General features: G+C 68.8%; 19 protein-coding genes and 1 pseudogene. 9 read left to right on the top strand and 11 right to left on the bottom strand.

Annotated features, from left to right (window positions below; translation table 11 throughout):
• Positions 1 to 6: 6 nt before the first annotated feature.
• The gene (gene yidC / locus METY_RS17800) at positions 7 to 1,848 is read left to right on the top strand and encodes a membrane protein insertase YidC (protein ID WP_103122729.1); all 1,842 of its coding nucleotides are present in this window, start codon (positions 7 to 9) and stop codon (positions 1,846 to 1,848) included.
• Between the two features lie 25 nt (positions 1,849 to 1,873).
• Positions 1,874 to 2,521: a ribosome biogenesis GTP-binding protein YihA/YsxC gene (gene yihA / locus METY_RS17795; RefSeq protein ID WP_103122728.1), complete on the top strand. Its 648-nt coding sequence runs from the start codon at positions 1,874 to 1,876 to the stop codon at positions 2,519 to 2,521.
• Between the two features lie 6 nt (positions 2,522 to 2,527).
• On the opposite strand, the gene METY_RS17790 is transcribed toward yihA, so the two are convergent.
• The 5 genes from METY_RS17790 to METY_RS21670 all read right to left on the bottom strand — a co-directional run bounded on the left by METY_RS17790 (position 2,528) and on the right by METY_RS21670 (position 7,542).
• Entirely contained in the window at positions 2,528 to 3,580 is a 1,053-nt protein-coding gene (locus METY_RS17790) for a sensor histidine kinase (protein ID WP_103122727.1), read from the bottom strand.
• Entirely contained in the window at positions 3,577 to 4,005 is a 429-nt protein-coding gene (locus tag METY_RS17785) for a response regulator (protein WP_103122726.1), read from the bottom strand. Before METY_RS17785 ends, METY_RS17790 begins: the two co-directional genes overlap by 4 nt.
• On the bottom strand, positions 4,002 to 5,504 hold the full coding sequence (locus METY_RS17780; RefSeq protein ID WP_244593724.1) for a sensor histidine kinase: 1,503 nt from the start codon (positions 5,502 to 5,504) through the stop codon (positions 4,002 to 4,004). The genes METY_RS17785 and METY_RS17780 overlap by 4 nt, the downstream gene beginning before the upstream one ends.
• A gap of 157 nt (positions 5,505 to 5,661) precedes the next feature.
• A complete protein-coding gene (locus METY_RS17775; protein WP_244593723.1) occupies positions 5,662 to 6,294 on the bottom strand; it encodes a lytic transglycosylase domain-containing protein in 633 nt (210 codons plus the stop codon).
• Positions 6,295 to 6,429: 135 nt separating this feature from the next.
• Positions 6,430 to 7,542: a calcium-binding protein gene (locus METY_RS21670; protein WP_103122723.1), complete on the bottom strand. Its 1,113-nt coding sequence runs from the start codon at positions 7,540 to 7,542 to the stop codon at positions 6,430 to 6,432.
• A gap of 214 nt (positions 7,543 to 7,756) precedes the next feature.
• Here METY_RS21670 and METY_RS17765 point away from each other — a divergent pair, with 214 nt between their 5' ends.
• The 3 genes from METY_RS17765 (at position 7,757) to METY_RS21145 (ending at position 9,653) form a co-directional block, all read left to right on the top strand.
• On the top strand, positions 7,757 to 9,037 hold the full coding sequence (locus METY_RS17765; RefSeq protein WP_103122722.1) for a hypothetical protein: 1,281 nt from the start codon (positions 7,757 to 7,759) through the stop codon (positions 9,035 to 9,037).
• Between the two features lie 104 nt (positions 9,038 to 9,141).
• Positions 9,142 to 9,339 carry a hypothetical protein gene (locus METY_RS20925; protein ID WP_146035758.1) on the top strand — a complete coding sequence of 66 codons (198 nt, stop codon included), beginning with the start codon at positions 9,142 to 9,144 and terminating at the stop codon, positions 9,337 to 9,339.
• 173 nt (positions 9,340 to 9,512) lie between these two features.
• Positions 9,513 to 9,653, top strand: a complete 141-nt coding sequence (locus METY_RS21145) for a hypothetical protein (RefSeq protein ID WP_160147386.1) — start codon at positions 9,513 to 9,515, stop codon at positions 9,651 to 9,653.
• A 194-nt stretch (positions 9,654 to 9,847) separates the two neighbouring features.
• Here the strand turns inward: METY_RS21145 and METY_RS17760 are convergent, their stop codons facing one another.
• The 6 genes and pseudogenes from METY_RS17760 to METY_RS17735 all read right to left on the bottom strand — a co-directional run bounded on the left by METY_RS17760 (position 9,848) and on the right by METY_RS17735 (position 20,482).
• Positions 9,848 to 10,960 (bottom strand): asparaginase, encoded by a 1,113-nt coding sequence (locus METY_RS17760; RefSeq protein ID WP_103122721.1) that lies wholly within the window; start codon positions 10,958 to 10,960, stop codon positions 9,848 to 9,850.
• A gap of 155 nt (positions 10,961 to 11,115) precedes the next feature.
• Positions 11,116 to 14,082 (bottom strand): DNA polymerase I, encoded by a 2,967-nt coding sequence (gene polA, locus METY_RS17755; RefSeq protein ID WP_103122720.1) that lies wholly within the window; start codon positions 14,080 to 14,082, stop codon positions 11,116 to 11,118.
• Positions 14,083 to 14,287: 205 nt separating this feature from the next.
• Complete coding sequence (locus METY_RS17750) at positions 14,288 to 14,698, bottom strand: c-type cytochrome (RefSeq protein WP_103122719.1); 411 nt, start codon at positions 14,696 to 14,698, stop codon at positions 14,288 to 14,290.
• Positions 14,699 to 14,848: 150 nt separating this feature from the next.
• Complete coding sequence (locus METY_RS17745) at positions 14,849 to 15,901, bottom strand: acyltransferase family protein (RefSeq protein ID WP_103122718.1); 1,053 nt, start codon at positions 15,899 to 15,901, stop codon at positions 14,849 to 14,851.
• A 131-nt stretch (positions 15,902 to 16,032) separates the two neighbouring features.
• A pseudogene (locus METY_RS17740) lies at positions 16,033 to 19,259 on the bottom strand (efflux RND transporter permease subunit).
• Between the two features lie 11 nt (positions 19,260 to 19,270).
• On the bottom strand, positions 19,271 to 20,482 hold the full coding sequence (locus tag METY_RS17735; RefSeq protein ID WP_103122717.1) for an efflux RND transporter periplasmic adaptor subunit: 1,212 nt from the start codon (positions 20,480 to 20,482) through the stop codon (positions 19,271 to 19,273).
• 268 nt (positions 20,483 to 20,750) lie between these two features.
• Here METY_RS17735 and cysG point away from each other — a divergent pair, with 268 nt between their 5' ends.
• Genes cysG through METY_RS17715 form a run of 4 tightly spaced genes read left to right on the top strand, consistent with a single transcriptional unit; the run spans position 20,751 to position 24,958 of the window.
• Positions 20,751 to 22,169 carry a siroheme synthase CysG gene (gene cysG, locus METY_RS17730; RefSeq protein WP_103122716.1) on the top strand — a complete coding sequence of 473 codons (1,419 nt, stop codon included), beginning with the start codon at positions 20,751 to 20,753 and terminating at the stop codon, positions 22,167 to 22,169.
• Positions 22,170 to 22,185: 16 nt separating this feature from the next.
• A complete protein-coding gene (locus METY_RS17725) occupies positions 22,186 to 22,521 on the top strand; it encodes a DUF2849 domain-containing protein (RefSeq protein WP_103122715.1) in 336 nt (111 codons plus the stop codon).
• A 12-nt stretch (positions 22,522 to 22,533) separates the two neighbouring features.
• On the top strand, positions 22,534 to 24,195 hold the full coding sequence (locus METY_RS17720) for a nitrite/sulfite reductase (protein ID WP_103122714.1): 1,662 nt from the start codon (positions 22,534 to 22,536) through the stop codon (positions 24,193 to 24,195).
• The gene (locus tag METY_RS17715; protein WP_103122713.1) at positions 24,182 to 24,958 is read left to right on the top strand and encodes a phosphoadenylyl-sulfate reductase; all 777 of its coding nucleotides are present in this window, start codon (positions 24,182 to 24,184) and stop codon (positions 24,956 to 24,958) included. The genes METY_RS17720 and METY_RS17715 overlap by 14 nt, the downstream gene beginning before the upstream one ends.
• Positions 24,959 to 25,111 lie beyond the last annotated feature (153 nt).

Here is a 25,111-nt window from a genome sequence, read left to right as displayed (position 1 = left end):
ACGACGATGGACAACCGCAACACAATCCTCGCGATCGCGCTTTCGGCGCTGGTCCTCATCGGCTGGCAGTTCTTCTTCGCGAAGCCGCAGATCGACGCGCAGCGCCAGCAGCAGGCGACCCAGCAGGCGCTCACCGCGGACAAGAGCGACGCGCCTCAGCCCGGCGCCGCCAACGCGCCCCAGCCCAGCGGCCAGGCCGCGCCCAACGCGCCGGCCAAGACCCGTGAAGGCGCGCTGCGCGACAGCCCGCGCATCCCGATCGACGCCGAGCGCCTGCACGGCTCGATCGCGCTGATCGGCGGCCGCGTCGACGACGTCACCCTCAAGGACTACCGCGAGACGGTGGACCCGAAGAGCCCCGAGATCGTGCTGTTTGCGCCGATCGGCAGCCCGCAGCCCTACTACGCCGAGTTCGGCTTCGTGAACGCGCCAGGCGGCCAGATCCCACTCCCCAACGCGCAGACGGAGTGGAAGGCCGAGAGCCAGGGCCCGCTGACCTCGCAGACGCCTGCGGTGCTGACCTGGGACAACGGCCAGGGCCTGACCTTCCGCCGCACCATCTCGGTCGACAAGGACTACCTGTTCACGGTGAAGGACGAGGTCGCGAACGCGGCTGGCGGCCAGGCCGCGACGCTCTATCCCTATGCGCTGATCTCCCGTCACGGCGAGCCGCACGTCTCCGGCTACTACGTGCTTTTCGAGGGCTTGATCGGCGTCATGGGCGACCAGGGCCTGCAGGAGCTCGCCTACAAGAAGATCACCGACGACGGCCCGCGCACCTTCCGTCCGACGGGCGGCTGGCTCGGCATCACCGACAAGTACTGGGCGGCCGCCCTCGTGCCGCCGCAGGACAAGCCCTACAACGCCCGCTTCGCCGCGACGACCGAGGGCGGCAAGACCTACCAGACCGACTATCTGCTCGACCCCCTGACGGTGCAGCCGGGCGCGACCGCCACGGTCGCCGGACAGCTCTTCGCCGGCGCCAAGCAGGTGTCGGTGATCGACGCCTACGAGAACAGCCCAAGCTGGTGGCAGAAGGCGCTCGGCGCCCAGACCGCCGACCGCGCCGGCATCCAGCGCTTCGAGCTGATGATCGACTGGGGCTGGTTCCACTTCATCACCAAGCCGATGTTCTACGCGCTCGACTTCTTCTACAAGATGGTCGGCAACTTCGGCGTCGCGATCCTGATCGTGACGGTGATCCTGAAGCTGATCTTCTTCCCGCTGGCCAACAAATCCTACGTCTCGATGTCGAAGATGAAGCTGGTGCAGCCCGAAATGGCTCGCATCCGCGAACGCTTCAAGGACGACAAGGTCAAGCAGCAGCAGGAGTTGATGGAGCTCTACAAGAAGGAGAAGATCAACCCGCTGGCCGGCTGCCTGCCGGTGGTGGTGCAGATCCCCGTCTTCTTCGCGCTCTACAAGGTGCTGTTCATCACCATCGAAATGCGGCACGCGCCGTTCTTCGGCTGGATCCACGACCTCGCGGCGCCCGATCCGACGTCGCTGTTCAACCTGTTCGGCCTGCTCCCCTACGACGTGCCGCACTTCCTGATGATCGGCGTCTGGCCGCTGATCATGGGCGTCACGATGTTCCTGCAGATGCGCCTCAACCCGGCGCCTGCGGACCCCGCGCAGCAGATGGTGTTCACCTGGATGCCGGTGTTCTTCACCTTCCTGCTGGCCTCGTTCCCGGCCGGCCTGGTGATCTACTGGAGCTGGAACAACTTCCTGTCGATCGTGCAGCAGGCCGTCATCATGAAGCGGCAGGGGGTGAAGATCGACCTGCTGGGCAACGTGCTCGACACCTTCAAACGCAAGAAGCCAACGGACGCGGCGAAGGGCTGACGCCCTCGCCCGCGCCCCGGATCCAATGACGGACGAGCCCGCCGAAGACCCCTTCCTCGACATCGGCCGGCGGCTGTTCGCCGGCCCGTGCGACTTCGTGATGGGCGCCGCCCGCCTCGAGCAGTTGCCGGCGATGGATCGGCCCGAGATCGCCCTCGCAGGGCGCTCCAACGTCGGCAAGTCGAGCCTCGTCAACGCCCTCACCGGCCGCAAGACGCTGGCTAAGACCTCGAACACGCCCGGCCGCACGCAGCAGCTCAACTACTTCGATCTCGGCGGCCAGGCCTACCTCGTCGACATGCCGGGCTATGGCTACGCCCAGGCGCCGGTCGATCAGGTGCGGAAGTGGACCGGCCTGGTGAAGTCCTATCTGCGCGGCCGCGCGAGCCTCGCCCGCGTGCTCGTGCTGATCGACGGCCGTCACGGCTTGAAGACAGTCGACGGCGACGTGCTCGACCTGCTCGACCAGAGCGCGACCTCCTACCAGATCGTGCTGACCAAGCTCGACCAGGTGAAGCTCGGCGAGCGCGAGGCGCGCATGACGGAGACGCTCGACGCCCTGAAGCGCCGGCCCGCGGCCTTTCCCGAGATCCTCGTCACGTCGAGCCGCGAAGGCCTCGGCCTCGCCGAGACCCGCGCCACCATGGCCCGGCTGATCTCGGAGCGCCGCTGAACGGCCTCAGGCCGGGAACGCCAGCATCACGCGCGTGCCCTTGTGCGCGGCGTCGCGCTCCAGGCGGGACTGGATGCCCTGCGCCATGGTGCGGATGATCTTCTGACCGAGGCCGGTGCCGCGGGGCGCGGCCTCCTCGCTCATGCCGACGCCGTCGTCCTCGACCACCAGCGTCAGCATCGCGCCGTCCTGGCGAAGCTGCACGCGCACCTCGCCCTCCTCGCCCGGCGGGTAGGCGTATTTGAACGCGTTGGTGACGAGCTCCGTGACGATGACGCCGAGCGACACCGCGCGGTCGGTCGCGACCTTCACCGGCTCCACCGCGAGCGAGATGCGATGCGGCCGCTCGATCGTCCGCAGCGTGCTGGCGAGCTCTTCCGCGAGGCCGACGAGGTAATCCGACATGTTGACGACCCGCACGTCGTCAGAGGTGTAGAGCCGCCGGTGGATCTGCGCGATCGCCATGATCCGCGCCTCGGTCTCGCGCATCATGTCGCGCGCCGGTCCGTCCGGGATCGAGCCCGCCTGCAGGTGCACGAAGGCGGAGACCAGCTGCAGGCTGTTGCCGACGCGGTGATTGACCTCGCGCAGCAGCGTCTCGGCGCGGTCGCGGGCTTCGACGACCGCCCGTTCCGCGGCTTCCTTCAGATGGCGCATCTCGACCTGCTCGATCGCCTGGGCGATCGAGGCGCGCAGCAGGTCCAGGAACTCGCCGCCGACGTCCTTGATGACGTAGTCCACCGCGCCGGCCTTCAGCGCCGCGATCGCCACCCGGCCCTCGTCGGTGCCGGTGACGTAGATCACGGGCGGCGCGTGCGGCAGCGTCTTGATGGCGGGCAGCAGATCGAGCCCGGTCTCCCCGGCCAGAAAATGATCGAGAGCGATGACGTCGAACCGTTCGGCCGTCAGCAGCGCCAGCCCTTCCGCGCAGGTCGCGACCGCCTGCACCTCGTAGCCGGCGCGCGTGAGGTCGCGGCTGACGAGCCGGGCGAGCCCCGCGTCGTCCTCGATGTAGAGGATGCGCCGCGCCCCTGGACGGGACGCGCTGTCTGGGCTCATGCGTCGGGAACCTGCATGACGGAGAGGAACAGGCCGAGCTGACGGATCGCCGTGGCGAAGGTCTCGTAGTCGACCGGCTTGGTGATGTAGACGTTGCAGCCGAGGTCGTAACAGCGCTGGATCTCGACCTTGTCGTCCGTCGTGGTGAGCACGATCACCGGAGCGCGCTTCAGCCGCTCGTGGGCCTTCAGCACGGTCAGGATGTCGATCCCGGTCATGTCCGGCAGGTTGAGATCGAGCAGGATCAGCATCGGCCCATTGGCGGCGACCTCCTCGGACTGCAGGAAGGCGAGCGCGGAGGTGCCGTCGGCGAAGTGGCGGATCTCGTTGTTCACGCCCGCGCGGCGGACGTTCTTCTCGATCAGGCGGGCGTGACCCCCATCGTCCTCGATCATCACGATGGTCACGGGGCGCTGCGTGTTCATGCTGCCTTGCTTTCGGACTGGGGCCGATACACGGCCGGGAAGGTCAGATGGAAGGTCGAGCCGCGGCCCGGTTCGGAGTCCAGGCGGATCGTGCCGCCAAGGCGACGCACCGTCGCCCGCACGAAGGCGAGGCCGAGCCCTTCGCCCGGCTGGTCCTGGGCGCCCGCCCGGCGGAACAGCTCGAACACGCGCTCGTGGTCCTTGGCGTCGATCCCGCGGCCGTTGTCCTCGATTGAGAAGTCCACGAACAGCCCCCGGCGCCGGCCCGAGACGACGATGCGGCCCGGGCGCGAGCGATCGAGGTACTTTACCGCGTTTTCGATCAGGTTCTGCATGATCTGCTCGACGGCGAGCCGATCCGACACGAGAACCGGCAGCCCGGGAGCCGCCACGATCTCGGCGTTCGCCGCCGCGGTCTGCTGGTGCATCGTCGAGGCGATAGCCGTCACCATGTCCGCGACGGAGATCGTCTCCGGGGTGACCACGCGGCGTCCCTCGCGCGAGAGCTTGAGGATCGCGTTGATCAGCCGGTCCATCTTGGAGGTCGAGGTCCGGATGAAGCCGATCGCCTCCGGCAGGTCCTGCTCCACCGCGAGCTTGGCGTCGGGGCTGAGCAGCTCCGGCGCGTTCTCCGCGATCACTTCGAACTGCTCCTTCAACATCTTTCGGGCCGCATCCAGCTCGCTGGTGAAGCCCATGACGTTCACAAGCGGCGCGCGCAGGTCGTGGCTCACGATGTAGGCGAAGCGCTGGATTTCCTGGTTGGCGCTGACGAGTTCGGACGTGCGCTCCGAGACCGCCGCCTCGAGCCCCTCGTTGGCCGCCCTGAGCTCGGCTTGGGCGGTCGCGATCTCTTTCGCCTGCCGGCGCACAAGGAACTGCGCGCCATAGGCGAGCCCCGCGGCGAGCAGAAGCCCGAGCAGCACGACCGCCAGCTGCCACCTTGCGCTGAGTTCGGCCGCGGCGGAGCCCTCGGCGAACTGGGCGTCCTCGTGCGCGACCATCTCCTCCGCGATCCGTCGCACCGCGATCATGGCCTCGCGGCCGCGGTCGGTCTTCACGAGCGCCAGCGCCTCGTCCCGCCGACCCTGCCGCTGAAGCCCGACGGTGTCGGCGAGCTCGTCGAGCTTGGCGCCCACGGCCTTCAGCAGGGCGTTGGCCCGCTCGCGCTGAACGCCCGCGGCGGGGCCGGCGAGCGCCAGAAGCCGTTCCGTCCGCTTGGCGCGATCGGCCAGGGCCGCTTCGTAGGGCGCGAGGTAGGCGGGGTCGTCCGTTAGCAGATAGCCGCGCTGGCCGGTCTCCGCGTTCTGCGCGAGCACCAGCATGCGACGGACTTCGGCCCGGAACTCGAGCGTCCGCGCGATCTGGTCGCTGAAGGCGGCGTTTCGCTGAGCGAGCCAGATCGAGGACGCGCCCACGGCGACCAGAGCCGCGAAGCCGAGGAGCAGGAGGAGAATCTCCTTGCGGCCGGTCAGAGCGCCCGGATGCGCAGTCGCCATGTTCGCCTTAGGACGCGGTCCCGCGTCATCCTTCGCGCGCATCGGCCGGCTCGCCGTCGACGTCGCATTCATTGCCCCGACGTCACATGCCTTGCACAGCGCGTGACGTCCAGACCGCCGGAGGTCGTCTGGGCATTTTTTCGGCTGACGGGAGCGGTCATCGCGCAATCAGTCCCAAGCTGGCGCTGCCGGCGCGGTCGAGCGCCTTCCGCCGACTGTCGACCGTGCGCCAGTTGAAGCGCATCCGCACCCGTCCGTTGGCGAGCCGCCGCACGCCGGCCGGCGCCGCGTTCGCGGTGGCGCCGAAGGTCGCGACCGGCACCACGCCTGTGACGGCGAAGCCGCGGGCCGCGAGGATCGCGCGCACCCGCACGCAGTAAGCCACCGACAGGTGCGAGAACCGCGTTTCGCCATGGCCGGCGCGGTACTTCATGACGGTCCCGCAGATGTCGTTGCCCGTCTTCCGCCACGCCTCGCCGAGATAGCGCACGCCGTAGCGAACGTTGGTTTCGGGATCGAACAGCTCCGGCAAGGGCGCGCGGAAGCCGAGCATCCGCGCCGTCGAGGGCAGCACCTGCATCAGCCCGATCTCGCCGACGCCGCCGACGGCCTTCGGATTGAACCCGCTTTCCACCTCGGCGACGGCCTCCGCCAGCTCCGACGGCACGCCGTTCGCAGCCGCGGCCTCGCGGATAAGACCCCGGAGCGTCTGCTCCGCCGGGGCGGGAGCCTCGTCCGCCGGGGCGGGAGCCTCGACCGCGGCGCTCCCCGGAGGCGGCGCCTCGGCCATGACAGGCGAGCTGGCGGCGAGAACCGCCCCCAGAACGAGCGGAGCAAAACGCGTCGGTACGTGCGGCACAGGACTCCTCATGAGAAACGAGGCGCCGCGGCGCCTCGTCGATCGACGTAGGGGATCCCGCGCACCTCAGACGATGTCGAAGTCGCTGCGTGACAGCGTGCTGACCCCGTCCAGCGTCGCAATGTAGAGCGAGCCGGCCGATCCGCCTCCGTCCCGGTCGTAGTAGAGCCTGTGGGAATCGGTGTCGAACAGGAAGCTCCCGACCGATCCGACGGCGTCGGGGTCGGCGCCGACCACGAGCCCGAAGCCTGCCGTCAGCCCAGTGAAGCCCGACGCCTTGAACTCGAGCTCATCCTCGCCGCGGGTGAAATCAAAGATCACGTCGCCGCGGTCCGCGATCGAGTCGTAGCGGAAGGTGTCGTCGCCCGAGCCGCCCGTGAGCCGGTCCGCGCCCACGCCGCCGACCAGGAAGTCCGCGCCGCTGTCGCCGTAGAGGCGGTCCACGCCGTCCTGGCCGAACAGGATGTCGTTGCCCGAGCCGCCGCCGACCGTGTCGTTGCCAGCGCCGCCCACCAGCCGGTCGGCGTCGTTTCCGCCTTCCAGGCGGTCGTTCCCGACGCCGCCGTCGAGGGTGTCCGCGCCGTCGCCGCCGTAGAGCTGGTCCGCCCCGTCCTGCCCGACGAGCCGGTCATTGCCGCGCTCGCCATAGAGCTCGTCGTCCCCGGTTCCCCCGACGAGAACGTCCGCGCCGTCATAGCCGTAGAGCTGGTCGTTCCCCGAGCCGCCGTCGAGGCGGTCGTTGCCGGTCCCGCCGTCAAGGATGTCGGCGCCGCCGAGACCTGCGATCGTGTCGTTCCCGCCGTAGCCCTCGAGGTAGTCGTCGCTCGATCCGCCGGTCGCGGAGTCGGCGCCCGACAGCAGGTCCGCCACGAAGCCCGACGGGCGGCCGTCGACCGCCACGCGGTCGTAGTACTCCTCAAGCGAATAGGACACTTGATCGAAACGTCCCACGAGGTCGCCCGACGGATCGTAGAGGAAGATGTCGGTGATCGTGCCGTCCGTCGGCTCGTCGAAGCGGTTGAAGTCGAAGCCGGTCCCCTGCAGCACCAGCTCGTATCCGTCGTCGCTGACGAGCGACACTTCGGTCGAGGTTCCGTAATCGAAAGCCGCGTCCGGATCGAACATCTGCACGAAGCGCAGATCGTCGATCGCGTCGTTCGTCACTGTCGCGATGGCCATTGCGTCTCACTCCCATCGTCGCGGCTCGTTCCAGGCGCCGCGATCGGTCCAAACGGAAAGGTATCGTCCCACCGGAACCGTGCCCGGCGTTCTCGCCCAAACCATGGCGGGATTGCGGCCGCGGGGGTCGAACTCGTTAAGCGTGTCCGTTGACCCTTTGCACAACAGTCCGTGGCACCCTGCGACCGCCTGAGACGTGAGGAGCCCTGACGCCATGACCGCAACCGACGCCGCGCAGGTCGCGGCCGAACGCCGTCGGTTCGATCGTTGGACCGTCGTGACCGCGGTCGCCGGCGCGCTGGCTTTCGCGCTCGTCTTCGCCCTGGCCTATCGCGCGCTGCGCGAGACCGGCGGCTCGAACTCCTACGCGCTGCTGGCCGACGCCTATCTCCATGGGCGGTTCTTCAGCCCGTCTTGCTTCGACAGCGACTGCGCGGTCTTCATGGACCGCATCTACGTCATCTTCCCGCCGGTCCCCGCGCTCGTCGCGGCGCCGCTGGTCGCGGCGTTCGGCCCGGACGCCTCCGGGTTCGTGGTGATCTCGACGCTGCTCTGCGCCGTCACCGGCTGGAGCTGGTGGGCGATCGCCGGCCGGCTGGGGCTGACAACCGAGGCGCGGGCCTGGGCCACCCTCGCCTTCGTGTTCGGCACCCCCGCGATCTACGTCGCGCTGCGGGGCGACGCGGTGTGGTTCTTCGCCCAGGCGGTCGCGCTGGCGCTGGTGAGCCTCGCGATCCTCGCGGCGCTCGACCGCCGGATCGCGCTCGCGGGGGCGCTGATCGGCCTCGCCTTCCTGTCGCGCCAGATGGCGCTGTTCCTGGCGCCGTTCCTGTTCGCGCTGTCGAGGCCCAAGGGCGCGAAGCTGATCGCCTTCGATCGCGCCACGATCGCCGACGCCCTTCGCCTCGGCCTTCCCGTACTCGCCGCGATCGGAATCTATTGCTTCTACAACTGGGTCCGCTTCGGCGCGCCGCTCGAGACCGGCTACAAGTACATCGCCTTCTACCCCAACGAGGCAGACCGCAACTTCATCACCTGGCGCATCCTCGACATCGGACTGTTCTCTAAGGATTACCTCGTCTTCAACGTCGCGCACATGTTCCTGCAGGGCTTCCACATGGAGTTCGGCGGCAAGTACATGACCGACATCGTGAAGATGGACCAGATGGGAACCTCGCTGCTGGCGGCGAGCCCGTTCGTGCTCTACCTGCTCTACGCGCGCGCCGACGCCAAGCTGCTCGTGGGTCTGCTCGTGGCGGCGGTGGTGTGCGGGATCACCCTGTTCTACCACTCCAACGGCTTCTCCCAGCACAACGTCCAGCGCTACGCGCTCGACTGGCTGCCCGCGCTCTACGTCCTGCTCCTCGCGGGCGCCTTCACCGGGGATCCGGCGAAGGTCGCCGAGCGGCTGAAGCCGTTCAAGCTGCTGACCACCTACGCCATCGCTCTCAACGTCGCCGCCTTCGGAGTCGTGGCGATCACCAAGGGAGCCTGAGGCGTCCCCGCATCGATCGATTTCGCGCGCGGGAAGAAACGATCTCAAGGCAGCCGCGTTGTCTTTGCATTAGCTCCTTGAAACACAAATCCACGGAGCCGGAGATGAACGCCGCCGATCAATTGGGCCTAGCCTTGAGTCGGGACGTTCAAGACGCGATCGGCCAAGAATTAAAGGCGAGCTACAGGACTGTTGTCCGCTCGCCGCTCGACGGGCGCATAGAGAGTCTGCTCGACGAGCTTGGTCGTAGAGAACGCCTGCACGATCGCGCGGGCGAGGCGTCTGAACGCTCCGATCGGTGAACACGTCGCGCGGCCGCGGAGACGACTCCGGCGGCCGCGTGCGTTTGCCTCAAAGACGGTTCACGGCTTGTCCACGATCTCGGCCGGAACCGTTTGGAATTTTAAGGGCGCGGTCCTACATTGGTGGACAGACAGGACGATCCACGCTGAACCGCCCTTGAGGAGCGATCGCCGTGACGAGTATCGAACTATTCGCGTATGTCGCTCTCGCCGCCGTCACCGGCGGCTTTGGCTGGGCGGCTCTCGCCGCCTCCGCCTCCCGTCCGCAACCGATCCCGGTGCGTGTGAAGGCGCGGCGCGCCGCCCGGCGCTGAGGGCTTTCGGCGCTTGCGCGCCTCGCATCGCGACGTCTGCCTGAGTTCCTCCTCCGCGCATCTTCGAGCAACGACGAGCCTTGCACGCCTGCGCCCCAGGGCTGGGCGCTCTGCGGGGCATTGACCCTTTTCCTAAACGGCTTGCCGCGGGAGGCGGGTCCTCCCGCGCCAGATGAAGCGGCGCAGGGCTGACCTCAGTATTTCCAGAGGATCTCCTGCAGCGCCTTGGCGTCGCTTGTTTTCGTAAGCGCGAGCGAGGTCAGCAGGCGCGCCTTTTGAGGCGACTGGTCGGCGGCCGTAACCCAATCCTGCTCGTCGTCCTTCTCTTCGCCGTTGCGGACCACCATGCCGGAGCCCGTGCGCGTCGCGCGCACCACTAGGGCGGACTTTCGCACCTCGGCGAGCGGCGCCTCCATGTAGTCGGCCACGCTGCCGTTGCCTGTGCCAGCGTAGATCAGCGCCTTGCCCCCGAGCCCCGCCAGCGCGCCGAGCGCCTTCGGGTCCATGCTGACATGAGCGTAGAACACGTCGACCTTCGGCAGGCTGTCGATCCGGTCGATGTCGAACTCGGTCGCCGTCGTGTGCGGCCGCGCCGGCAGGCGGTAGAAGTAGGGCTTGCTCTCCACCACCACGCCGAGCGGGCCGTAGAGCGACTTGAAGGTCTCGACCTTGAGCGCGTTCGACTTCGTCACGTCGCGCGCCGAATGGATCTCGTCGTTCATCACGACCAGCACGCCTTTGCCCTTGGCCTCCGGGCTCGCGGCCACCACGGCCGCGTTGTAGAGGTTGAGCGGCCCATCGGCCGACAGCGCGGTGCCTGGGCGCATGGCGCCGATCATTACCACGGGCTTTTCGGTCTTCAGCGTCAGGTTGAGGAAGTAGGACGTCTCCTCGATCGTGTCGGTGCCGTGCGTTATCATCACGGCGTCCACGTCCGGCTGCTTGACGAGCTCCGAGACCCGCTTGGCGAGCTTCAGCAGGCGCTCGTCGTTGAAGCTCTCGGAGCCGATCTGGAAGATCTGCTCGCCCCTAACGTCGGCGACCTGCTTTATCTCCGGCACCGCCGCAATGATCTTGTCGACCGCGACCTTGGCGCTGTCGTAGTCGCCCGTGTTGACGCTTGACGCGCCCGCGCCGGCGATGGTGCCGCCGGTGCCAATGATGACGATGCGCGGCTTCACGGCGGCCTGCGTCTGCGCCGCAGGCGCTGCGGCGTCCTGCGCGGCGACCGGAGCTTTCAGTCCGAGGCCTAGAAGCGCTGCGGCCGCAAGACCGGCGGCTGTGGAACGGACGGTGACGAGGGTCATGGACACGGCTCCCCTGGTTCCGGCCGCAGCGTGCGCGTGCGGCCCCAGTTCGGGTTTAGGACCCCCCTGCGCCCTTGGCCAGACTTGGCGCCGGTTCCCGCGCCAAGATCGCAAAGCAGGCGCCGCCGTGTGCTTTCCCGGCTTCGCTCAATACGTCAATGCGCCTCGTCCCAGTTCGTCGCCGCCCGCGCGTCGACCTTGAGCGGCACACTGAGCGAGAGCGCCGGCAGGGGCGCCTGCTCCATCACGCGCACCACCACGGGGATGGTCGCCTCGATCTCGGCGTCGGGGACTTCGAACACCAGTTCGTCGTGCACCTGCAGCAGCATCTTCGCGCTGAGGCCGGCGTCCGCCAGCGCGCCCTCCATGCGGACCATGGCCCGGCGGATGATGTCGGCGGCCGAGCCCTGGATCGGTGCGTTGATCGCCGCGCGCTCGTAGTTCGCGCGCTCCGCCGGGTTCTTGGCGTTGATCAGCGGGTAGTGGCACTTGCGGCCGAAGATGGTGGTGACGAAGCCGTCCGCCCGCGCCGCCGCCTTGGTGGCCTCCATGTAGTCGCGGATGCCGGGAAAGCGCTCGAAGTAGGTCTTGATGTAGAGCCCCGCCTCCTCGCGTCCGATCGAGAGCTGGTTGGCGAGACCGAAGGCCGAGATGCCGTAGATGATGCCGAAGTTGATGGCCTTGGCCCGCCGGCGCACGTCGGAGGGCATGCCCTCCACCGGCACGCCGAACATCTCGGAGGCCGTCATCGCGTGGATGTCGAGGCCATCTGCAAAAGCCTGGCGCAGCTGCGGGATGTCGGCCATGTGGGCGAGCACGCGCAGCTCGATCTGGCTGTAGTCCGCCGAGATCAGCTTGGTCCCCTCCTCCGCCACGAAGGCGCGGCGGATCTTCCGCCCCTCCTCGGTCCGGATCGGGATGTTCTGGATGTTCGGCTCGGTCGAGGACAGCCGGCCCGTGGTCGTCGCCGCCAGCTGGAAGTTGGTGTGCACCCGGCGCGTCTCCGGGTGGAGGTAGGTCGGCAGCGCGTCGGCGTAGGTCGACTTGAGCTTCGAAAGCTGGCGCCAGTCGAGAATCCGGCGCGGCAAGTCGTGACCGCCGGCCGCGAGCTCCTCCAGCACGTTGGCGGCGGTGCCCCAGGCGCCGGTCTTGGTCTTCTTGGCGCCGGGCAGGCCCATCTTGCCGAACAGGATGTCGCCGAGCTGCTTCGGGCTCCCAAGGTTGAACGGCTCGCCGGCCAGCGCGTGGATGTCGGCCTCGAGCGCGCCCATACGCTGGGCGAGTTCGCCGGACAGCCGCGAGAGCATGGCCCGGTCGATCGCGATTCCGCGCCGCTCCATGATCGAGAGCGTCGCGGGCATCGGCCGCTCCAGCGTCTCGTAGACCGTGGTCATGCGCTCGGCGATGAGGCGTTGCTTGAACAGACGGCACAGCCGCAGCGCGACGTCCGCGCGCTCGGCCGCATAGGGGGCGACCTTCTCGATCGGGGCCTGCTCGAGCGGCAGCCGCCCGCGGCCGGTCCCCGTCACCTCGTCGGCCGTGATCAGCGCGTGGCCGAGGTGCCGGCGGGCGAGCTCGTCGAGGCCTTGGCCGCCCAACCCGCTGTCCAGCACGTAGGACATCAGCAGCACGTCGTCATAAGGAGCCGCGCGATGGCCGCGCTCGGCCAGCAGCGTCAGCGCCTGCTTCAGGTTGTGGCCGATCTTGAGAATGGAGTCGTCGCCGAACAGGTCGCTCAGCAGCGTCAGCGCCTCAGCCGTCGGGATCTGCCCCTCGACCGGTCCCGCGCCGCCCTCCGACAGCAAATCGCCGCCCGCGGAGAGGTGGCCGAGGGGGACATAGGCTGCGACTCCCGGCGCGACGGCCAGCGCCACGCCGACGATCTCGGCGCGCATGGGATCGATCGAGGTCGTCTCGAAGCCGAAAGCGACGTGGCCCTCCTCCCTGGCGACCGCGATCCACTCCGCGAGCCCCTCCGCGGTGCGCACCACGTCATAGGTCGAGCGATCCACCGGCGCCGCGGCCGCCTCGGCCCGCAGCTTCTCGGCGAGAGCCTGCGGGGTCGCGCCCCGGGCCGCGGCCGACGCCCGCTCGAGCCGGTCGATCTCGTCGGCTCGGCTCGCCGGCGAATCCGGGTCGGCGTCGAGATCGCCGGCCGGCGGGGGGCTGGAGCTCGGCGCCCGCTTCGCCGACATCATCTCTGAGTCCGGCGTCACCGCCGCGATGTCCACGCCGGTCGCCTCCGCCACACGGCGAGTGAGGGTGTTGAACTCCATCGCCTTGAGGAAAGCGACCAGCCGCTTCGGATTCGGCTCCTCGACCGCAAGATCGGCCAGCGGCACGTCCAGCGTCATGTGCTGGTCGAGCGTCACCAGGCGCTTGGAGATCCGCGCGAGTTCCGCGTTCGCGATCAGACTCTCGCGGCGCTTGGGCTGCTTGATCTCGTGGGCGCGCTCCAGCAGCGTCTCGAGGTCGCCGTACTCCTCCAGCAGCTGCGCCGCGGTCTTGGCGCCGATGCCCGGCACGCCCGGCACATTGTCGACGCTGTCGCCGGCGAGCGCCTGCAGGTCGATCATCTTGCTCGGGGCCACGCCGAACTTCTCGAACACCTCGTCCGGCCCGATACGCTTGTCCTTCATCGGATCGAGCATGGTCACGCCGCCGCCGATGAGCTGGAACAGGTCCTTGTCGGAGCCCACGATCGTCGTCTCCGCGCCGGCCTCGGAGGCGAGGCGCGCGTAGGTCGCGATCAGGTCGTCCGCCTCGTAGCCGGCCTGCTCCAGCGCGGGGATCGAGAAGGCGCGGGTCGCGTTCCGGATCAGCGGGAACTGCGGGATCAGGTCGTCCGGCGGCTCGGAGCGGTTGGCCTTGTAGTCGGCGTAGACCTCCTTGCGGAAGGTGGTCTCCGATTTGTCGAAGACGACAGCGAGGTGGGTCGGGTCGACCCACCCGGCGTCGCGCAGCAGCTTCCACAGCATGTTGCAGAAGCCCGAGACCGCGCCGACCGGCAGCCCGTCGGACGGGCGGGTCAGCGGCGGCAGCGCGTGGAACGCCCGGAAGATGTAGGACGAGCCGTCCACGAGGACGACGTGATCGCCTTTGGCGACAGGACGGCTTGGCATGCGGCGGAAGTCCCGGTCGAGGTTCGGCCGGGACTATAAGCGTCGAGAGGGCGAAGGAAACCCGAAACGGCGGGCGGGGCCGCCTGACGCGCTTGACCGGGCTCCCGAAGCAAGGCGCGAAAAAACCCCGCCGCCCCGGAAGGCGACGAGGTTTTCGAGATCGGCGCGGCGCGAAGCCGGCGCGGCGAAGGTCAGAGCGTCCGGATCACTCCGGGATCTTGAGCGTCGCGCCCGACTGGGCGGAGAACGCGGTCGAGCCCGGCGTGTAGCCGTTGAGCGAGAGGATGTAGGCCATCAGCGGGTCCAGCTGCTCGTCCTTGAGCGACTTCGGCGCCGTCTGCGGCATGTTTTCGTAGACCCAGGTGCGGACGTCCGCCGCCGTCTGGCCGCCGAAGCGGCCCTTGAAGGTGTCGCCGTGCAGCTCGGGCCCGAGGGCGCCATTGCCGTCCTTGGCGTGGCAGGTGCGGCAATGGGTGTTGTACTCGGACTTGCCCTTGGTGAGCTGGTCCTGCGTGAACGGGCCTTCGTCAGCCGCAGCCGCTCCAGCGGCGAGGGCGAGGCCGGCGGCGACGGTCGCGTATGCAAAGACACGAGCGATCGGACGACGGAAGGTCATACGGCTAACTCCTTGGACATAGCGCCTTCGCGGCGGCGTTATGGAGGCGTTATAGAACGATTGGAGTTCGCCCGCAGGCCCCGGCGCTTATACTTTATTCTTAACTTAATGTGACGTAGCGCCGCGGGGGTCCCGCCGCGCTTTGCCGGCTCACGCCGCGACGGGCGCGGTGGTCTGGCGCGGCCTGCGATCGATCCAGAACGCCTTTGGCCGGACGAACAGGAACGTGCCCCATCCCGTGCGCGTCACCATCCATTCCAGGACGAGCGGAAGGATCACGCCGGCGGCGGTGACCAGGGCCGAGACGGTCCCGATGTCCGGAATGACGCCGAGCTTCAGCAGGAGCATGCGGGTCGCCGCCATCGGCAGGAAGAACGCGAGATAGATGACGATCGAGCGCTCGCCGGCGTAGCGCAGCGGCTCGCCGACGGGGGTTCCCGCGATCAGCGCGGCGACCGTAATGATCGCAAAAGCGCCCGCGACGCCGAGCGCCAGACTGACGCCGACCCACTCGGAGACGCCGCCCTGCACCGCGGCGGCGTTCGCCAGCGCCCACGCCGCGAGGCCGCCCAGCGCAAGCGCCGGGCGCCGGCGCGCGAACTCGGCGAAACGGAAGATCAGGGGCGCGGCGTACCAGCCGAGCATGACGTAGAACAGCCGGGCGCAGAACTCGTCCGGCACGGTCCAGCCGGTCTGCACCCGGAGGCTTTCGAGCAGGGCGGCGAAGGCGAGGACCAGCAGCGGCGGAACCCGGCGGACCAGCTTGGCGAAGACGAAGAAGATCGGCAGCAGGTAGATGAACCAGAGCGTGCCGAAGGGGTCGATCAGCGACAGGGCGAACTGGTGCGCGACCGCGCCGAGGCCGTCGCTCATCGCCAGCCCGGGCCATTTGACCGCGCCCTGGATCAGCAGCCAGAGCACGTAGAAATAGGCGAAGTGAACGACCTTGCGGTCGATGTAGGTGCGCCAGTCCCGGTCGATCACCAGGGCGAGGAACAGGCCGGAGATAAGGAAGAAGTCCGGCATTCGGAAGGGTCTGGCGAAGGCCACCACGTGGTGCATCCAGCCGACCTCGCCGGCCGCCTTCTCCACGCCGAGCGTCGAGTGCATCATCACCACGAGAACGATGCAGACGCCCTTCGCGACGTCGACCCAGTCGACCCGCGGCGCGCCGCCGTCAGCCCCGATCCCTGTTGCGCTCATGACCGATCCCCGCCCGGCCCTCCCTGAGGCCCGCCACGCAGCATTCTGACGCAGAACATCTGAGGATCCGTGAACGGGAACGCGTCAAAACGGACGCGTTCCCGTAACCAGTCGTTAACCCCGCCGCGCCCTTAGGCCGGCCGCGGGGACGCGTCGTGCGGCGCCTCGTGCGCCTTGTCGCCGCCGCCCGAGGGCTTGTCGGCGCCCGTCTTCGCCCCGTCCGCCTTGGGCTTTCCGCCGCGGAAGCGATCCACCAGCAGGCGGATCGCGACGTAGAACACCGGGGTCAGGAACAGGCCGAGGATCGTGACGCCCACCATGCCCGCGAGCACCGCCGTGCCGATGGCCTGGCGGAGCTCCGCTGCGGCGCCGGTGGCGAAGGCCAGCGGCACCACGCCGAGCGAGAAGGCGAGCGACGTCATGATGATCGGCCGCAGACGGTCGCGGCACGCGTCGACCGCCGCCTGGATCACGCTCTCGCCTTCGTCCTCACGTTGCCGGGCGAACTCGACGATCAGGATCGCGTTCTTCGCCGCGAGGCCGATCAGCACGATGAAGCCGATCTGGGTGAGGATGTTGTTGTCGGACCCTCTCGCCGCCACGCCGAGCAGCGCCGCAAGCAGAGACAGCGGCGTGATCAGGATGATGGCGAGCGGCAGCGCCCAGCTTTCGTACTGCGCGGCGAGGAACAGGAACACGAACAGGATGGCGAGGGCGAACACGAAGACGGCCGTGTTGCCTGCGAGTTTCTCCTGATAGGCGAGGTCCACCCATTCGAACGCGGCCCCGGGGGGCAGCGTCTCCGCCGTGAGCTTCTCCATCAGCGCGATGGCCTCGCCCGTGGAGACGCCGGGCGCGGCGTCGCCTTGGATCGAGATCGCGTTGTAGATGTTCTCGCGCTCCACCGTGTAGGGGCCCGTCTGATTGCGCTCCGTCACCAAGGTCCCGAGCGGCACCAGCGCGCCGCTCGTTGAGCGGACCTTGAACTGGTAGACGTCCGCCAGCCGCACGCGGAATTCCGCGTCCGCCTGCGCGTTCACCTGGAACGTGCGTCCGAGAGCGGTGAAGTCGTTCACGTAGGCCGTGCCGAGGAGCGTCTGCAGCGCCTCGAAGATGCTCTGGATCGGCACGTTGAGCTGCTGAGCCTTGACGCGGTCGATGTCGAGATAGACCTGCGGCGCGCGGGTGTTGAACGACGTGAACACGCGGCTCAGCCGACCGGACGCATTGGCCTTCGCGATCAGCTCGTTCACGGAGCCTTCGAGCGCGACGAAGCCGATGTTCGTGCGATCCTGCACGTACATCTTGAAGCCGCCGCCGTTGCCGATGCCCCGCACGGTGGGCGGCAGAATGGCGAGCACGAAGGCTTCTTCAATCGCGAACAAGCGCTTCTGGGCTTCCGCCAGGATCGCCGGCGCGCGCTGACTAGCGCCGTGCTTGGTTCGATCGGCGAAGGAGTCGAAGATGATGAAGCTCGTCGCGGCGTTCGAGGCGGCCGAGAAGGTCGCGCCCGAGAAGCCGGCGATCGTCACCGCATTCTTCACGCCCGGCACCTGGCGGACGATCTCCGCGGCGCGGCGCGCCACGTCGTCGGTGCGCTGGAGGTTCGCGCCCTCGGGCAGCTGCGCGATCAGGATCGCGTAGCCCTGGTCGGCCTGCGGAATGAATCCGCGGGCCACGCTCGAGAACATGTAGATCGCGCCGCCGATCAGCACGGCGTAGACCAGCAGGAAAATCGCCCTGTGCCGGACCATCCAGCCCACGGAGCGGCTGTAGCCGTGCGCGCCGCGGTCGAAGTTGCGGTTGAACAGGTCGGCGGCCTTCTGGCCGAGATTGCGCCGCGCGCCGTGCGCGTGCGGCTTGAGCAGGATGGCGCAGAGCGCGGGCGAAAGCGTCAGCGAGACGAGCGCCGAGAGAACCGTCGAAGCGGCGATCGTCAACGCGAACTGCTGATAGAAGATGCCCGAAATGCCGGGGATGAACGCCGTCGGCACGAACACGGCGCACAGCACCAGCGCGATGGCGATGACGGCGGTGCCGACCTCGTCCATCGTGGCGTGAGCGGCCTCGCGCGGCGTCTTGCCCATGGCGATGTTGCGCTCGACGTTCTCCACCACGACGATGGCGTCGTCGACCACGATGCCGATGGCGAGGATGAGGCCGAACAGCGTGAGCATGTTCAGCGAGAAGCCGAACGCCGACATGACCGCGAAGGTCGCCACCAGCGACACCGGGATCGCGACGACCGGGATGATCGCGGCGCGCCACGACTGCAGGAAGATGAACACGACCAACACGACGAGGGCGACCGCCTCGTAGATGGTGTGCTCGACCGCCTCGATCGACTCGTTGATGAACTCGGTCGGATTGTACTCGATCCGGTACTCGAGCCCCGGCGGGAAGGAGCCCTTCAGCGTCTCCATCGCGGCCTTGATCTGCTCCGCGGCCTCGGTGGCGTTGGTGCCGGGGCGCTGGAAGATGCCCATGCCGACCGTGGGATCGGCGCCGAGGTAGGAGTTCGACGAATACTGCCGCGCAGCGAGCTCGACGCGCGCCACGTCGCCGACCCGCAGCAGACGCCCGTCGTCCGTGGCGCGGACGATGATCTGCTTGAATTGTTCGGGGGTCTGGAAGCGCCCCTGGGTCGTGACGGTGATCTGGGAGGCGGTGCCGGGCGGCGAGGGCGGCGCGCCGAGCGAGCCGCCGGAGACCTGCACGTTCTGCTCCGAGATCGCCGAGACCACGTCGCCGGCGGCGAGGCCGTAGGCCGCGAGCCGGTTGGGGTCGAGCCAGACGCGCAGGGACAGCTCGCGCTCGCCGAAGATCCGGATGTCGCCGACGCCTTCGATGCGCTTGAGCGCGTCGATCACGTTCACCGACGCGTAGTTCGACATGTAGACGGTGTCGAGCGACTTGTTCGGCGAGATCAGGTTGACGACCATCAGGAAGTCCGACGACCGCTTGTCACCTGCACGCCGTTGCGGCGCACCGCCTCCGGCAGGCGCGGATCCGCCTGGCTGACGCGGTTCTGCACCTGGACCTGCGCGATGTCCTGGTCGGTGCCCGGCTGGAAGGTGACCGTCAGCTGAAGCTGACCGTCGCCCGTCGCCAAGGAGTTCATGTAGATCATGCCCTCCACGCCGTTGATCTGCTGCTCCAGCGGGGCGGCGACGGTCTCGGCGATGGTCTCGGCGTTGGCGCCGGGGTACTGCGCCGTGACGCTGATCGTCGGCGGCGCAATTTCGGGATACTGCGCGATCGGCAGGCCGAGCAGAGCGACGCCGCCCACGATCATGAGGACGATGGAGACGACCGACGCGAAAATCGGCCGGTCGACGAAGAAATGTCCGATGCCCATGGCGCGCGCCCTTACTTGGCTTCGCCGGGCTTCGCAGCGCCCTGTTGCCCCGGGGCGGGCTTAGGCTTGGTGGGATCCACCATCTCGGGCTTCACCTCGGCGCCGGGCCGCGCGCGCATCAGGCCGTTCACGATCACCTTGTCGTCGGGTCCGAGGCCGCTCTTGATCACGCGCAGCGTGCCGTTGAGCTGCCCGAGCTCCACGACCTTCGGAACCACCTTGTTGTCGGGTCCGACCGTCATCACGATCTTGCGGGTCTGGTCCGACAGGATGGCCTCGTCCGGCACCAGCAGCGCGTCGTACTCGGGGCTCGACGTCAGCTGGATCCGCCCGAACACGCCGGGCGTCAGGAAGCGGTCCGCGTTCGGCACGGTCGCGCGCAGCCGCAGGGTGCCGGTCTGCTGGTCGAGCTGATTGTCGGTGAAGTCGATGCGGCCCTCGATGTTGAACTCGGCCGAGTTCGGCAGCGAGATCTTCACCGGAGCCCCGTTCTCGTCCGGCTTCAGCGCGCCGGAGCGGACGAAACCGATGTAGCGGAGGAAGCTCTGCTCATCGACGTCGAAGTAGAAATAGATCGGCTGGACGCCCACGATCGTGGTCAGCACCGTCGAGCTGGCGCCGGCGGCGATCAGATTGCCCTCGGTCACCAGCTTGCGGCCGATGCGGCCGTCGATCGGCGAGCGGACGTCTGTCCACTCAAGGTTGAGCCGGGCGGTGTCGGCCTGGGCGCGGGCGGACTGCAGGTTGGCCTGCGCCGCGGCGTAGGCCTGCTGACGCTGCTGAGCGACCTGGTCGGTGATGTTGCCGGTGCGGATCAGGTCCTTGGCGCGTTCGACGTCCGACTTCGTCAGGTCGACGCTGCTCTGGGCGGTGATGATCGCGGCCTCGGCCTGGGCGAGCGCCGCCGCGTAAGGCCGCGGGTCGATCTTGAAGAGCAGGTCGCCCTTCTTGACGTAGGATCCGTCCTTGAACGCCACCTGCATCAGCTGGCCGCTGACCTGCGCCCGAACCTCGACGAGGCTGGACGCCTGGAACCGGCCGGTGAATTCGGCGGTGTCCGACACGCGCCGCTGAATGGGCGTCGCCGCGGACACGGGGAGCGGTCCGGGCGCGCCTTGGGCGTGCGCCGCCCCGGACAGCGCGAGAAGCGCGGCGGCGGATGCGAACGCCAGGCGGCGGCGCCGGGCGGGAACCAAGCGCGAGAACGCGGCGATGCGGGACATTGGGGTCACCTGCACGAAACAAAAAGAGGCCATCGCGGCGGAACGCGCCGCGCGAGCGTAAAAGTCCGGACGTCCCCGGCACGTTCTTAGGATGCGGCGCGGCGAAGGGCAACCGGCCCGCGCTCTCAGAACCGGAAAGTGACTTCGCTGCAACGCATCAAACACCGCAGCAATTTAATACGTTCTAATTTTGTAATAAATGACTATCTTGCCATTTGCGATGTGTAATACCATTGTGTGGACCTCTCTAGGAGCGTCCCGACATCTGATGCCGCGCCTGACCTCTTTTCCGGCCTTCGTCCGCGTCGCGGACCGCGTCGTCGCGATCGTCGGCGACGGCGCCGCCGCGGCTGCGAAGGTGCGGCTGCTGGCCGAGACCCAGGCGAACCTGCGCGTCGTGGCCGCCCAGGCGGAGGACGAGCTGCGCGCGGACGTCGCCCGGCTCGGCGCGACGCTGATCGAAGAGCCTTTCGCTTCCCGCCATCTCGACGGCGCCGTGCTGGTGTTCGCCGCGACAGAAGACGAGGACGCCGACGCCGCGATCGCCGCCGCCGCCCGCGCGGCGCGGATCCCGGTGAACGTGGTCGACCGCCCCGCGCTCTGCGACTTTACAACGCCCGCGCTCGTCAACCGGGCCCCGCTCGCGATCGCCATCGGCACCGAAGGCGCCGCGCCCGTGCTCGCCCGGCACGTCCGCGCCAAGATCGAGGCCATGCTCGCGCCCGATCTCGGCCGCCTGGTCGCCTTCGCCGACGGTCTCCGGGCGACGGTGGCGCGGATGCTCCCCGCGGGCGAGGCCCGACGCCGGTTCTGGGCGCGCGCCTTCGAGGGCGCCGTCGCGGCCCGCGCCTTGGCCGGCGATCTCACCGGCGCCCGAGACGAGGCGCTGCGCGAGCTCGCCGCCGGCGCCGACGTCGCCGGTTACGTCTGGCTGATCGGAGCCGGCCCCGGCGCGACCGACCTGCTGACGCTGCGCGCCCAGCGCGTCCTCCAGGAAGCCGACGTCATCGTCCACGACGCGCTGGTGCCATCCGAGGTCATCGCCATGGGCCGCCGCGACGCCGAGCGGATCTCCGTCGGCAAGCGCAAGGGTCATCACGAGGCCACCCAGTCGGAGATCGAGGCCATCCTGGTCCGCGAGGCCAAGGCCGGCCGCCGGGTCGCGCGGCTGAAGAGCGGCGACCCGATGGTGTTTGGCCGCGTCGGCGAGGAGATGGCCGCCCTGTCGCGCGCGGGCGTCCCGTTCGAAGTGGTGCCCGGCGTCACCGCCGCCTTCGCCGCGGCCGCTTCGGCCAAGGTTCCGCTCACGCTGCGCGGCGTCGCGTCGAGCCTCGTCTTCGCCACCGGCCATGACCTCGACGGCCGCACGCTGCCGGACTGGTCCGGGCTCGCTCTTGGCGGCGGGACCGTTGCGGTCTACATGGGCCGCTCGGTCGCCGGAGCGGTCGCCGAACGGCTGATGGAGGCGGGCCTGTCCGGCCACACCCCTGTCGCCGCCGTGGAGAACGCCGCCCGTCCGGGCGAGCGCGTCTTCGCCGGCCGCCTCGCCGACCTGCCGGCGCTGGCCCACGAAGCCGACGCCGGCGCTCCCGTCCTGATTCTCATCGGAGAGGCGCTGGCGCAGGCCGACATCGGCGACGCCCGCCCCCTCGCCGCCGCGACGGTCGGTACGATCGCCGCCGCCTGAAGGTTCAAGCTCGCTCATGTCCGCGCCCATTCAGAAGTCGGCCGCCAAGACCAAGGCCGCCACGCAGATCGTCACAGCGAACCGTCTGTCCGACGGGGTCGTCGTGTACCTCGCGCCCGACGGCGGCTGGATCGACCGCATCGACTCCGCGCTGGTGGCCGAAGGCGCCGAGGCCCTGGCCGAGGCGGTTGCGGCGGGCAAGCGCGCCGAGGCCGCCCAGGAGGTGGTCGAGTCCTATCCGATCGACGTCACGCGCGAGGGCGGCCGGCTGAAGCCGCTGCGCCTGCGCGAGGAAATCCGCGCCGTCGGCCCCACGGTCCGTCCGGACCTGCTTCGGCCGACCGGCGTCTGAGGAGTTCGCCCCATGTACCGCTATGACGAGTTCGACCACGGCTTCGTCGCCGCCCGCGTCGACCAGTTCCGCGATCAGGTCGCCCGCCGCCTGAGCGGCGAGCTGACGGAAGACCAGTTCAAGCCGCTGCGGTTGATGAACGGCGTCTACCTCCAGCTTCACGCCTACATGCTGCGGATCGCGATCCCCTACGGCACGCTTTCGTCCCGGCAGCTGCGGATGCTGGGCCACATCGCGCGCACCTACGATCGCGGCTACGGCCACTTCACGACCCGCCAGAACCTGCAGTTCAACTGGCCGGCGCTGAAGGACATTCCCGCCGTGCTGGACGACCTCGCCAAGGTCGAGATGCACGCGCTGCAGACTAGCGGCAACTGCATCCGCAACGTCACCACCGACCACTTCGCCGGCGCGGCCGCCGACGAGATCGCGGATCCGCGCCCCTACGCCGAGATCCTGCGGCAGTGGTCGTCGATCCACCCGGAGTTCTCGTTCCTGCCGCGCAAGTTCAAGATCGCGGTGACGGGCGCCCCGAAGGACCGCGCCGCCATCCAGGTGCACGACATCGGGCTGGAGCTGAAGCGCGGGCCCGACGGCGGGATCGGCTTCGCCGTCTATGTCGGCGGCGGCCAGGGCCGCACCCCGATGATCGCCCACAAGGTGCGCGACTATCTCGACGAGGAGGACCTGCTCGCCTACGTCGAGGCGATCATGCGGGTCTACAACCTCCACGGGCGCCGCGACAACAAGTACAAGGCCCGCATCAAGATCCTCGTCCACGAGACCGGCGCGGAGGAGATCACGCGCCAGATCGAGGCCGAGTTCGTCGAGGTGAAGAAGACCGAGCTTCTGCGCCTGCCCGACTCCGAGATCGAGCGGATCACCGCCTATTTCGCGCCGCCCGCGCTCGCCGAGAAGCCCGCCCGCTCCAGCGCCTTCGAAGCCGCCAAGGCCGACAGCGCCGGCTTCGCGGACTTCGCCGCCTACAACGTCACGCCCCACAAGACGGCGGGCTACGGCGTCGTCACGATCTCGCTGAAGCCGATCGGCGGCATCCCCGGCGACGCGACCGACGTCCAGATGGAGGCGATCGCCGATCTCGCCGACGCCTACTCGCAGGGCGAGATCCGGGTCAGCCACGAACAGAACCTCGTGCTGCCGCACGTGGCGCTCGACGACATGCCGGCGCTCTACGCCAAGCTCGCCGAGCACGGGCTCGCGACCGGCAACGCCGGTCTCGTCACCGACATCATCGCCTGCCCCGGCCTCGACTACTGCGCGCTCGCGAACGCCCGCTCGATCCCGCTGGCGCAGGATCTCTCGAACCGCTTTGGGTCGCCCGAGCGGCAGAAGGAGATCGGCGAGCTGAAGATCAAGATCTCCGGCTGCATCAACGCCTGCGGTCACCACCACGTCGGCCACATCGGCTTGCTTGGCGTCGATCGGCGCGGCGAGGAGGTCTACCAGATCACCCTCGGCGGCTCCGGCGACGAAACCGCCGCGGTCGGCACGCTGGTCGGCCCCGGCTTCAAGACCGAAGACGTGGTCGACGCGGTCGAAACCGTGGTCGACACCTATCTCAAGTTGCGTGAGGGCCCCGATGAACCTTTCCTCGCGGCTGTCCGCAGGCTCGGCCAGCAGCCCTTCAAGGAAGCGCTCTATGGAACGGCCTAACAACGTTCCGCTGCCGGGCGTCAGCGCCGCCCGCGCCGCAGAGCGCGCGACGTCGCTCGCGGCGCATCTTGACGCCCGCCACCGCGGCCAGAACGCGCAGGCTCTGATCCGCGCCGCGGTGAAGGACCTGTTCCGCGGCCGCATCGCGCTGGTCTCCAGCTTCGGGGCGGACTCCGCGGTGCTGCTGCATCTCGTGGCGCAAGTCGACCCGACCACGCCCGTCATCTTCGTCGACACCGGGCAGCTGTTCGAGGAGACGTTGCAGTACCGCGACCAGCTCGTCGCGCTGCTGGGCCTCACCGACGTACGCTCCGTCGGTCCCAAGACCGATCGGCTGGCGCGGCTCGATCCCGAGAACTTCCTCTGGCAGTCGAACCCCGACCTCTGCTGCCGGATCCGCAAGGTCGAGCCGCTCGCCGAGGCGATTGGCGACTTCCCCGCCTGGATCTCCGGCCGCAAGCGGTTCCAGAACGCCTTCCGCGCCGAACTCCCGGTGTTCGAGGGCGACGGCGCGCGGATCAAGGTGAACCCGCTCGCCGAGTGGACCGGGAAGGACGTCGAGGCCTATCGGCTGGAGCACGGCCTGCCCGAGCACCCGCTCGTGAAGTTCGGCTACCTCTCGATCGGCTGCGCGCCTTGCACGGACCGCGTGAAGCCGGGCGAAGACCCCCGCGCCGGCCGCTGGCGCGGCCGCGCCAAGACCGAGTGCGGCATCCACATCGCCGGCTCGATGACGCCGGAGAACGAGGGCAGCGGCATCTAACGTCCGCGCCCTCGCGTCTCCGCCGCGGAGTCGTCATCCCGGACGCGGGCCGCGAGGCCGCGCTCCGGGATCGCCATTTGCGACCAACGCTTTATTCTAACGACGACCCCGGCTCGTCGCGGCTTCGCCGCCTGGCTGGGATGACGAGGATTC

Source organism: Methylopila sp. Yamaguchi, assembly GCF_002897035.1.
Lineage (GTDB): Bacteria > Pseudomonadota > Alphaproteobacteria > Rhizobiales > Methylopilaceae > Methylopila.
This window is presented reverse-complemented; position numbering and strand designations above follow the sequence as displayed.